At 30.5% G+C, this 1354-nt stretch carries 2 protein-coding genes; both read left to right on the top strand.

Annotated features, from left to right (window positions below):
- Nucleotides 1-229 precede the first annotated feature (229 nt).
- The gene (locus tag HGB55_RS15455; protein ID WP_211047412.1) at nt 230-994 is read left to right on the top strand and encodes a DUF6090 family protein; all 765 of its coding nucleotides are present in this window, start codon (nt 230-232) and stop codon (nt 992-994) included.
- 206 nt (nt 995-1200) lie between these two features.
- Nucleotides 1201-1354 (top strand): helix-turn-helix domain-containing protein (locus HGB55_RS15700; RefSeq protein ID WP_168817822.1); only part of this gene is annotated, 154 nt, incomplete at its 3' end.

The following is a 1354-nucleotide window of genomic DNA, read 5'->3' on the forward strand; positions in this document are numbered from 1 at the left end:
TAAAGCTTTGAAAACTAATGTGAAATTTAGTATTGAAATGAACGAAGGTGAATTTAAAGTAGCATAAGTACTACAGGTAACAATGGCTAAAAAAAATTGCTTCATTATGCTAAATAGAAAAATTAAACTAAATTTAAACAACTAAACAAACAGTGGAAAATTGCGTTTTCAAATTCGCAACTTTTCCTAGCCTAAACCGTTGTGCTTCATTATGACCAACCAATAACCAATGATGAAATTCTTTAGAAAAATTAGACAAAATTTAGTTTCGAAAGGAAAGACTGGGAAGTATTTGAAATATGCCATTGGCGAAATTGTTCTTGTGGTGATTGGGATTTTGATTGCCCTACAGATAAATAATTGGAATGACGTTAGAAAAATTAATAACCAAAAACATTCATTACTTCAGAATATCAAAAAGGATTTAGAAGTAGATACTCTAAATTTTGCCGAAACAATCTCTTTTTTAAAAGAGAATACGGATTTAAAAAGAAGTTTGCTTTCGTTGTCAAGTTTTGATACCGTATCCAACGACAACTTGTTCGTCCTAATTTCCGCACGGAGCACTAATCAAACAGTAAATACCTTAACTTTCGATAAGTTAAGAAGTCTAGGAATTTCAAAAATCACAGATAATGAAGGACTGGTAACGGAGTTGGATGAGTATTACATCAATAAATCCAATATTTTAGAAGCATTTTTAAAATGGGACACGGAAGAATCCAAGGAAACACGAGATTATTGGTTTTTTAACCAAAACCAATTCGAAATTGATGTGAAACATTTTCCAATAAAAAACAAGTCGGAAATTTTCCAGTTTGGAAAGCCAATTCAGAATAGGGAAAATTTAATACACTTACTTTCTGAACCAAGAGGAAGAAACTATGTTAAGATGGACTTTGTAAGAAAAAAATTGCTTTTAGAACAGTATCGCCTAATCTATCAAGCTGCAAAAACGCTAATTCCAAAAATAGAAACCGAATTAAACAAATAACGAAAGCACAACAATGGCTAAAAAAAATTGCTCCATTATGCTAAATAGAAAAATTAAACTAAATTTAAACAACAAAACAAACGGCGGAAAAGTACGATTTAACAATCGCAACTTTTCCTAGCCGAAACCGTTAGCTGTAATATTACTGATTATCTGGTCTATTCAATAACTTAACGCAACAAATCTAAATTTATAGATTTGTAAATATGAGTTTAAAACACAGACGACTTTCACTTAAAGAAAGAATCAAAATTGAGACACTTTTAAACGAGAATAAATCCAAAGCTTATATCGCTAAAACTTTAAACAGATCTCGTTCAACTATATCTCGTGAAATCAATAAATGGATTCAAGATCCTA

It is taken from the genome of Lutibacter sp. B1, assembly GCF_012524075.1.
Classification (GTDB): Bacteria; Bacteroidota; Bacteroidia; order Flavobacteriales; family Flavobacteriaceae; genus Lutibacter.